This window comes from Bartonella grahamii ATCC 700132 (genome assembly GCF_000518085.1).
In the GTDB taxonomy this organism is placed as follows: Bacteria; Pseudomonadota; Alphaproteobacteria; order Rhizobiales; family Rhizobiaceae; genus Bartonella; species Bartonella grahamii.
On the sequence record NZ_JACX01000001.1, the window covers coordinates 21,617 to 32,140 of the forward strand.

The 10,524-nt window shown below is 35.6% G+C and carries 5 protein-coding genes and 2 tRNA genes; 2 read left to right on the forward strand and 5 right to left on the reverse strand.

The genetic code is table 11. The features are described from left to right. Positions 1 to 1,036: 1,036 nt before the first annotated feature. Complete coding sequence (locus U736_RS0100070; RefSeq protein WP_244596097.1) at positions 1,037 to 2,257, forward strand: MFS transporter; 1,221 nt, start codon at positions 1,037 to 1,039, stop codon at positions 2,255 to 2,257. Positions 2,258 to 2,719: 462 nt separating this feature from the next. On the opposite strand, the gene U736_RS0100075 is transcribed toward U736_RS0100070, so the two are convergent. From U736_RS0100075 to rplU, 4 genes are all read right to left on the reverse strand, one after another. Next, positions 2,720 to 2,809, reverse strand: a tRNA-Ser gene (locus U736_RS0100075). Positions 2,810 to 3,283: 474 nt separating this feature from the next. Then, the gene (gene ptsP, locus U736_RS0100080) at positions 3,284 to 5,815 is read right to left on the reverse strand and encodes a phosphoenolpyruvate--protein phosphotransferase (protein WP_034451432.1); all 2,532 of its coding nucleotides are present in this window, start codon (positions 5,813 to 5,815) and stop codon (positions 3,284 to 3,286) included. A gap of 1,410 nt (positions 5,816 to 7,225) precedes the next feature. After that, entirely contained in the window at positions 7,226 to 7,495 is a 270-nt protein-coding gene (rpmA, locus tag U736_RS0100090; protein WP_012754558.1) for a 50S ribosomal protein L27, read from the reverse strand. 12 nt (positions 7,496 to 7,507) lie between these two features. Beyond that, the gene (gene rplU / locus U736_RS0100095) at positions 7,508 to 7,987 is read right to left on the reverse strand and encodes a 50S ribosomal protein L21 (protein ID WP_012754557.1); all 480 of its coding nucleotides are present in this window, start codon (positions 7,985 to 7,987) and stop codon (positions 7,508 to 7,510) included. Positions 7,988 to 8,272: 285 nt separating this feature from the next. Here rplU and U736_RS0100100 point away from each other — a divergent pair. Beyond that, positions 8,273 to 8,362 (forward strand) — tRNA-Ser (locus U736_RS0100100). Between the two features lie 315 nt (positions 8,363 to 8,677). Here the strand turns inward: U736_RS0100100 and pgi are convergent. Further along, on the reverse strand, positions 8,678 to 10,342 hold the full coding sequence (gene pgi, locus U736_RS0100105; RefSeq protein WP_012754556.1) for a glucose-6-phosphate isomerase: 1,665 nt from the start codon (positions 10,340 to 10,342) through the stop codon (positions 8,678 to 8,680). Positions 10,343 to 10,524 lie beyond the last annotated feature (182 nt).

Consider the following 10,524-nt stretch of genomic DNA (forward strand, 5'->3'; position numbering starts at 1 on the left):
TAATAGCAATGTTGAAGGAGTGCCTTTTTGGGAAAGATTATACAGCAATTACGAGTATCTCTAGGAAGAAAAGCGCTGATTTTTAGAACAGAGAGAAACATTGATCATAACAGTTTATTAGGCTAAACGCAGAATATTTATCCTAATAATTGATGATCGAATTGTAACAGTATAGGTTTTTGATCATCATAAAGAAAAAAGTAGAGAGCATGTTTCTTTTAGTTAAGGAAGAGTGTTGCTCATTTTTCTTTCTAAAAGTAAGCAAATTCAAAGATAATTTTTTTGTTCTTATAGTGGTGATACAATAATTGTCGAAGTCCGTGAAGGGGAGATTCCAATACATTATTACAAAGTTTAATAAAAGCTGGAATACTTAAAAACTCTTTAGTTGCTATAATGATTTAAGAATACCAGATTAGGATACGAGCAATTCAAGAGCTCAAACCTTTGTGATAATATTGGTTTAGAATTACATCTTGTTCATTCAGACGAGATGAGCCAATTATTATATGTCATAGAACCATATGGGTGGGGAATTTAAAAAAAGCTTATCTAGAATCTGACTTAAAGGTTTTTGGAACTTTAGTAGTAAGATTGGCTTGATCTCATGTTGCCCAAAAATTAGCACCCAATCTTGTTGTGACTAGACTAAATTTAGAAGATCTGCTCACTGAAGTTTTTATAATATTATGAAATGATAAAAATATTAATATTTCTTCTTGTCCCGCACATGAAACAGATGCTATTTGTATTTGTTATCCTTTGCACCATTGTTCGAAATATATTTTAGATGGTTGTCACTTGAAATATGTCTTGGAAAATTATTGGAAAGTAATTTCCTATTATTTGTCTCAATCTATGGGCGCAACGTTATCAAGTATAGAATTCATGCTGACAGATGACTTGCAAAAAATAAGTACCTATGACGCATTTGAACTAAAATTTTATGAAAAACTGGAATTTAGTACCGAACCATCTTCGACAATGGAGAAAATCATAAAATGGCTCGAGTCTCTGTTTAAGAGTGAGAAAGCTATTGCGTAATTCTGTTTTTCTTATGATTTTGATTGGTTGTTTGACGAGTTTTTGTGCTAGTGGTGTATTATCTATTGGCCTTTCTTTGTTACAATTCCAAGATACAACTGGAAAAGCATCTGCTACTTTAAATGTTGTTAATTTAATCGCAATTGGAATTGCAGGCTTATGTTTGGGAAATGTGTTGGTGCGCTATCAAGGCTTTATAATTGGGTTTTATAGTCAAATTATTTGCGCTTGTTTATTATCGTTCTTATTATTTATGAACAATCCGGTACTTATTTTATTTGTATTTTTTTTACTTGCTCTCTTGATGGGGGCTGATAATCCAAATAACAACAGTGCCTTGAATCAGCTGGTTCCAGCTCCCAAACAAAAAGCTGGAATTTTTGCATTTTATACTAGTTGCTGTCAGTTTTTTGTTATTATATCCCCATTGCTTATATATTTTATAATTGCGCATTTGGGGCACAAAATAGCCATAGCCTTTATTGTGTTTATTTATCTTTTGAATGCCAGCCTATGGTTTCGTATAAAATCTATACAACAAATAAACAGAACAAAAGAGCTATTAAAAAAGCCATCTCAAAAAGCTTATGGAGTTGGTTTTAGATGCCTTTGGCGAATTTCTGCGTTGCGTTTTTTAACGATTAATCGTATTTTGAATAATTTTCTCTATACGGGTCCTATTGTTCTATTGCCACTTGTTCTTGCATCTATAACATCAGACAATACAAAATTTACAGCTATTCAAAATACTATTTTTGCTTTGTCAGCACTGGGTTTTGTAGTCAATGGTCTTATCTCATCCTATTATTTACGGAAATTTCCATCTTTAATTCGTTTTTTTGTATGGGGAACACCGGCTTTTGCAGTGATCGCAATCTCTTTTGTTTTATATTTAAATTTTACTCAATATTCCCTTTACATTATGGGCTTTTTATTAGGTATTGGGCAATTTTATTTTAGGGTATCGGGAATAACAATTGGACAAGCTATCACACCTAGTGAAAATTTAGCCGATGTGATTTTGGCAGGCGATGCCAGTGTACGCATCATAGCAGCTTTATTCTCTATTGTGCTTTTATATGCCGGAAATTTTTTTTCATTTTCTACATTATACGTCCTGTGTATATTTATAGGTTTTTGCGCCCCTTTATTTATTTTACACGGACTATCTATTTACATACAAAGCTTAGAAATAAAAGAAAGTGCCGCATGAATGATCTTCAATTATTATATTACGTCAGCCTTTTTTTGATTATTGTATAGATAAAGATTTTGTACAAATATTCATGACATTAATTTGAAATGAGCACATTGCGTGAGAAAAGCTGAGGTGTTCGTTAGCTCTCATGTGAATAAAATGCATTTAGCCCGTTAATCGGAATTGCAAATAGCACTATGATCACCATTAATTCTGAAACTCTATCAGAAGTTAGTGATAATGGCAAAAATCCCTTAATGATATTTGAAGAGATCGTTTATGCTAGATCAGGTTATCTAAAGATCGAGAGGAGAGTAACTTAGAAATTATAAAATTCATGGAAATTCAACTGCAATTTCTAGGTATACATAATGACAGATACAGATCGGCGCAAACTGGTCAATTGCAAACAGTAAAAAAATCCTGAGCTTTTTAAGCTATGTCATATCAAGCATATGAAAATTCGTTTTAAATTAATGGCGGAGAGAGAGGGATTCGAACCCTCGATATGGTTTCCCATATACACGCGTTCCAGGCGTGCGCCTTCAACCACTCGGCCACCTCTCCAGAAGTCTCGCACTATACCTAGAAAGAAATAACGTGCAAGCCTAAATTATACATTCAAAGTTCAAAAAACAAATTCATTTATTAAAGTAAGAGCTTATATCTGTTGAATAACAAGCACATCCTGTCTTTTTAAGAAAAAACTTTTTCCGTGGATAGGTTTGTATAATACAATAATGGGAATAAAAAGATTGTCACATCTATCTCATACGGTGTCTATGAATGGTATAAAATCTATTGAATAGCATCATCTTTCCTTAAATAAAAAGTACAAGCCAAGTACCATTACGCTATTTATCCCCTAATGTTGAAACATCCCTTGCTATTTGAGAGAATGTATAAAAGGCATTTATTCTTTCTTAAAGTGTTTTTCACACGCTACTCCTCCCTGTAACGTATAAAAGAATAATGTTTTACAGCACTAACGATCTGATTACTCTGCAAAATGAGTTAGCTCGTTCCCCTTAATGTTCTTTATCACCTTATATCCTTGCTTAGAGCACGTACAGCTCGTGCAGTTTCACATTGTAATGCTTTTTGTGCTAAAATTTTCATATCTTCAAAACTATGAGTCTGCAAACACGCCTTTACTGGAGAAATATCGCAAGATATCATAGAAAGCTCATTAATTCCCAACCCAGTCAAAATCATTGCACCAAAAGGATCTCCAGCCATACCACCACATACACTAACCCAACACTTATGTTGTGAAGCTCCCTGAATAGTCTGATAAATCATACGCAAAACTGCTGGATCAAGGCTATCAGCTTCAGACACAAGGTACGGATTTTGCCGATCAACAGCCATTGTATACTGTGTTAGGTCATTGGTTCCAATTGAGAAAAAATCAACATGGGCGCTCAACACATCTGCCATAATGGCGGCTGCTGGAACTTCGATCATAATACCAAGTTTTAATTTTGGTGCATCAATATCATTGCGGATTTCTTCTGCAATCTTTTTTATAGTGACAATCTCTGAAACAGACATTACCATCGGAAACACAATCCATAGATCTCCGCCTTCTTTTGCTGCTCGATACAAAGCACGTAATTGAGGCACCAAAAGATCACGTCGACGTAACAAAAGCCGCGTCCCTCGAACACCTAAAAAAGGATTGTCCTCTTTAGATAAATGTAAATGCGTAACCTGTTTATCCCCACCAATATCGAGTGCACGAATAATTAATGGCTTATCTCCTACAGCTGTAATCATCGCCCGATATGTATTAAATTGTAGCTCTTCATCCGGAATATGTGGATTCTCTAAAAACAAAAATTCCGTGCGCATGAGTCCAACACCTTCAGCCCCCAAATCAAGCGCAACAGGAACCTGATTTGCGTAGTTGACATTAGCCATGATACGAATTCTTTGACCATCTGTTGTTTGCGCTGGTAATCTACACGCACTTATTTCACTGACACGTTTTTGCACAACAGTATCAATATGCCTTTGAGCATCTTCAACGTCTTCAAGCGTAGGATCAAGATAAATAAACCCGTTATCGCCATCAATAATAGCCTGAATATCAGACTGTATCGCTAAAATATCATCACCTGCAGCAACAACCATTGGAATACCAAGAGTACGCGCCAAAATAGCTGTATGAGATAATGGACCTCCCCATGCTGTTGCTAATCCTTTTACCCTTGTACAATCAAGTTGTGCTACATCAGAAGGAGAAAGGTCATTTGTAACTAGAATTACACCATGTGGAATATCATTTAAAAAGAATGATCTATAGGATGGATTGATTTCACCTAAAACACGTCGACCAACATCAACTAAATTAACAGCACGTGCTGCTAACAAAGGATTATCTACCTTAAAAAACATATCTGAAAATTGACGAACCGCTCTATCCCAAGACCAAGCGACACCATGACCTTCTGCTATAAAACGACAAGCTTGAGCTATTAAATTTTCATCTTCAAGTAAAACCATTTGCGCAGAAAAAATCGCAGCAGAATCTGCTCCCATACGCACTGTAATATCAGAAATCACAGATGCCATTTTATGTTTTGTTTTTGTAAGAGCATTTTCAAGACATGCTGCACCAGCTGCAAAATCAATTGGCTGGTCTATTATAGAAATATCATTTTGCCTTAAAACAAAAATCTTACCAAATGCTAATCCTGAACTTGCTCCAACGCCAGAAATGCCTTTTTGCATAGAGCGTGGATACCAACCATGAAAAGCCTTTGTTTGAGATTCTATTGCTCTCATCAGGCATTTTTCACTAATACTCACTTTTTTTGCAATAGCAATGGCATCATTGAGAAGTTGTGCTCCTTCTGCAGCATCTGTAGAAAAAATCAGAACATCACCGTTTTTTGCTCCTAATTGCAATAAACCAACCAAATTTTTCATTTCAACGGCATATTGACCATGGCGAACTCTGATAGAATTTTGAGCCTTTTTCGCAAAATCAACCCAAAGAGAAGCTGGTCGTGCATGAAGACCACTTGGATAATCTAAAGTCCATTCCTGACACACCGAAAGGTCACCAATAAAAGTTTTTTCTATCTTCATATCTTGATCAAACAAAGTTGTAACAATTTGCTGTTTGTCCATGGTTGTTGCAAGTACTTCAAGCTGTTTTTTATCAAATAAAAGAGACGTCAATTTTTTACAAATTTCTCTATAGCGATCTGGACACGCTGCAATAGCAATAACCAAATGTGCTTTCTTGCCATCCTGCCACTCAACACCAGCAGGGACCTGTATAACAGCAACAGCGTCCTTGATAATTAAATCACGATTTTCAGCCATACCATGGGGAATGGCTATACCGTTTCCAAGCCAAGTATTGGTTGTTTCTTCACATGCGAGCATGCTTGCCAGATAACACTTATCAACCGCACCAACCTGCACAAGCAATTCAGCAGCAGCATAAATTGCATCATTTTTATGATCAAAAGCAGCTGCAAGTTGTACAGATCTTATAGACAAGATTTCACTCTCGATAAAATCTACATTCATTGCTTCTGCTTTCTCACATCTTATCATGAATTCAAATTGCCTCACATTTGAACACCAATATCTCTGATAAATTCCTTTTCAAAGCTGCATTTCCCAAAATACAAGCTATAAATACCACCACAGCTCTCTTTATATTTTACGAAATGTAGCTAAGTGAGGTGCTTAAATACCTCAATATAACCGATAATACAATTGGATATTATCATCTAGCGAGGTGCTTAAAAGCATCATAAGCAAGTCTGCCTCTTACTCTTTTACTTTACAAAGACAAAACCCCGATTTTTACAGCACCAATCACCTAAAAAACTATGTTTTAAAAACGCTCTCATTATCCCAAGTTATTCAACACAACTTTTCATTATTCTCCCTAAAAGAAAGCATCCTTCCCAATGATCTGTAACTTCAGCTAATATTTTAACTGATTCCTCAAAGTTTATTTAACCTATTATCCCTCTTTATAAATTCATTACATAATTATAAATCGCTCCATGCAACTTATCATCTTTAAAATTCCGTGCAGCTCATCCTATTATGCTAACTTATTGATATATAACATCTATGTATTTTAAGATACTCCTTTACTTCAATCAATATTGCAAACACACAATATTCTCTGTCGCATATTTGCAAAGTACGAGCATCACCCAAGCACCATCATCAACTACTAAAATCAAGAAAAACGCTATAAATAAGATAAATAAAGTAAAAAATAAAAAGCAGTTATTGCCTTAACCCCAGCTTTTATGCTTGTTTATTTTCAAAAATGTACAAGAAAATAATAGTGAAATCAGAAAAAATATTCTTGAAGAGCGCTGATTGCACATTGGTTATTTTTATATCTTTAAACAGCGTCCTCCTTAAAAATATAATTTCACTCTCGATTTACCGAAAACTCCTTAATGCACGTCACTTTCAAAGTAATTTTGACTGCCATCTTATGGATTTTTTATCCCTATATCCTTTTAAATGAATAGCCCCACCTATCCACACCACCACCTAAAAACAGTATGACAACTCATCAATACTACAATGCCAATAAAAAGATCCATCTTTATCAAAATGATTACATAAATAATGCTTTCATTAAATTTCTCATAATTTCCTGAAAACAAACTGCTTCTCTTATAAAGAAATTACTAGACACTTCTTCATGCATAAAAAGAAAGTCTCTCCTTACTATTATTATACAGAAATTTATCAACAAATTCTATCATAATATCAATACGTTCAGTACTAAATACTAACATAACACCGCACAAATCCCCCCTCATTGAGAAAAGCCATTTCCCCAATTCCACCTTTTTCGTATATCTTCTACATTTATTATAGTACCAAAACAAAAAGGGAAAGATGAAATTCTATCTTTCCCTTTTAATACTTATAAAACCACAACTACAATTCAATGGAATCTCGTTGATTGCTAGAGAGTGTTACAGATTACTCTGCGGCCTCCACTATAGGAATAACTGAAACATAGGAACGATCACCCGCTTTGCGTTGAAAAGAAACCTTTCCATTTGATAATGCAAAAAGCGTATGGTCTTTTCCAATGCCGACATTGTTGCCAGGATGCCAACGTGTACCACGCTGGCGAATAATAATATTTCCAGCAATAACGGTCTCACCACCAAATTTTTTAACGCCCAGACGTTTCGATTCTGAATCGCGACCATTACGCGAGGAACCACCAGCTTTTTTATGTGCCATAGACGCTCTCCTTTAATCTTTCTTACTCTTTGATGCTACAGACGCTTTCTTCTGCGACGCAGTCTTTTTTTCAGCAGTTTTTTTAGCCGTCTTCTCAACAGAAGCAGCATCTTTTGTTTCTTTTGGTGCAGTTGCCTCTTCTTTTATCGGCTTTGCAGCTGCTTTTTTAGGTTTTGAACCACCCATTAAAATTTCTAAAACACGAAGCTTCGTAAATTCTTGACGATGACCACGCGTGCGTTTAGAATTTTGACGGCGGCGCTTCTTAAATGCGATAACCTTGCGCCCACGTGCCTGTTCTACAATCTCGGCTGTCACCAATGCATCAGCAACGACAGGGGTACCAATAACCGCATTACCTTCTTGCCCAACCATCAATATGTCATTGAATTCAACAACATCACCCGCATTTCCACTAACTTTTTCAACTTTCACCACTTGATTAGCAACAATGCGGTATTGCTTACCACCAGTTTTAATGACTGCGAACATTTTTTATCCTTCCGTTCACTCCAGCTCTTATTTAATTTCTGCCTTGAAATAAGGGAAAATAGGCTGCTTTTTATCAGTCGTAATAGATTTTAAAGAAGGATAAAACCTTCTTCAACACAAATACGCGCAGATTTCTCCACGCTCATGTTCCGTATATATGAAGGAATTTCTATTCTCTGTCAATAAAGTCCCATAAAAAAGAAAAAAAGGTTGTACCAAAAACAATTGAAGGTTATCTACCCCTTATACACTCAAATAGTGCCAATTTTTATTTCACTTTATTATGGAGAGATGGCTGAGTGGTTGAAAGCACCGCACTCGAAATGCGGCATAGGGGCAACTCTATCGGGGGTTCAAATCCCTCTCTCTCCGCCAAAGTTTATAAAGCGATATTATTAAAATGTCTTTAATCGTAGCTTGCCGGTGGATTCTGTATATTTTTACCTAGTGTAGTTTGTCAGCAGGTTTTGTATCAATCCATTTTTCAAAAGATCTTCAAGACTTTTCAAAGCTCTTTATCGTTTGTGCGAATAAATTCTCATTATTACAATTTTTTCACTTTTTGGTTTTCTGTTACATAAATATAGTTCAGATAATAAGATAACGCATAGTAAAATCAAAGAATTATCTCATATTTCTCTCTCATTCTACTTTTGCTTAGTTAGTACAAAATCTGCTGTCAAATTATATTTATTTTGCACGTCTTTCTTGAATATGTGCTAGCAACCCTAATGTTGAACTATCGCGATTATCCGCTTGACTTTCTCCACGAAGAATTGGTAGTAACTCATTTGCTAATTCTTTACCAAGTTCAACCCCCCATTGATCAAATGAATTAATATTCATTAAAATCCCTTCAACAAAAATACGATGTTCATAAAGCGCAATAAGACGACCGAGTGAAAAAGGTGTTAATAAATCTTGAACCAACGTAATGCTGGGACGGTTTCCTTTAAAACTTCTATGAAGTGCTAAATGATCTGCTTCACCCTCATCAACTCCATTTTTTATCAAGATATGCCGAGCATCTTCAATACTACGCCCCTTCATCAATGCTTTTGATTGTGCTAAACCGTTTGCTAGCAACATCTCATACATAGAATGTAAATTTTGCTCATGCCCTTTTATAAATAAAATAAATTCTACAGGAATAATATCTGTTCCTTGATGCAGAAGCTGAAAAAAAGCATGTTGACTATTTGTTCCTGAATCCCCCCAAACAATCGGACCACTTGAAAAACTTAATGGTTTTCCATCCAGCGAGACTTGCTTACCATTTGATTCCATATCAAGCTGTTGTAAATAAGCTGGAAAATGTATTAAACGCTGTGCATAAGGAATGATAGAACGTGATGAATAACCACAAATAACACGATGCCAGAATCCTAAAAGAGCAAAACGAATAGGAATATTTTTATGCAAAGGCATAGTTTTAAAATGTTGGTCCATTTGCAATGCACCATTGAGAAATTGGCGAAAATTTCTACCACCTATTGCAAACATAACAACAAGTCCAATGGCTGACCAAATTGAATAACGTCCTCCCACCCAATTCCAAAATTTAAAAACTCTTGTGGAATCTATGCCAAATTCTGCCACTTTATCAAGCGCACTTGAAACAGCAACAAAATGCGTACCAACGGCTTCTTCTCCTAAATGTGAACAAATCCACTGACGTGCAACTTGAGCATTTACCATTGTTTCAGCCGTTGTAAAAGTTTTAGAAGCAATGACAAACAGCGTTGTTGCTGGATTCAAAATAGAGAGAGTATCAGAAATATGGGCACTGTCAGCATTAGAAACAAAATGACACTGTGGACCATCATGATAAGGTTTTAAAGCATATGTGACCATTTCAGGACCAAGATCAGAACCACCAATACCAATATTGACAATATCACTTATTCTCTCGCCGCTGTTTCCCTTATAGCTGCCATCACGTACCTTTTCAGAAAATCTTTCCATATCTTCAAGGACGTCTTGAATATCGCGAATAAGATTATGACCATCCAACATGAAAATTTCATCAGCAGGTAAACGTAACGCAATATGAAGAACTGAGCGTTTTTCAGTTGTATTAATCGCCTTACCAGAAAACATTGCATCACGCCGGCCTAACACATCTGCTGCGACAGCTAAATCATCTAGAAGTTGCAATGTTTTAAATGTCACACCACATTTTGAAAAATCAAAAAGAAGATCATCAAGTCTGAGGGAAAAATGGGAAAAACGCTGTTCATCTTCTACAAAATGTCGACGAATATCATAGACCCCATCCTTTTCGGCATGGTTTCTTAAAGCTTTTAACGTGGCTTCAAAAGCCTTTTCATTTCGAATCGAAAAGCTATCTCCCATAAGCTTATCCTATACGGTTATTGATAATGAAATCTATTGCCCAAACCATAACAAAGCAGAAAGCGTCTCCTGTATTGCTCGTATTGCTCGCTATTTTCACTGCTCACATAAAAATGAAGGAATATACAAAATAAAAGGATAAGGTCCGAAAATGATATTTTTACAAGAATAAACTTTCAAAT

Excerpts from the sequence above, each read along its gene's own strand:
- ptsP (WP_034451432.1), bottom strand. The coding sequence starts at position 5,815 with ATGATAAGATGTGAGAAAGCAGAAGCAATGAATGTAGATTTTATCGAG.
- rpmA (WP_012754558.1), bottom strand. The coding sequence starts at position 7,495 with ATGGCACATAAAAAAGCTGGTGGTTCCTCGCGTAATGGTCGCGATTCA.
- rplU (WP_012754557.1), bottom strand. The coding sequence starts at position 7,987 with ATGTTCGCAGTCATTAAAACTGGTGGTAAGCAATACCGCATTGTTGCT.
- pgi (WP_012754556.1), bottom strand. The coding sequence starts at position 10,342 with ATGGGAGATAGCTTTTCGATTCGAAATGAAAAGGCTTTTGAAGCCACG.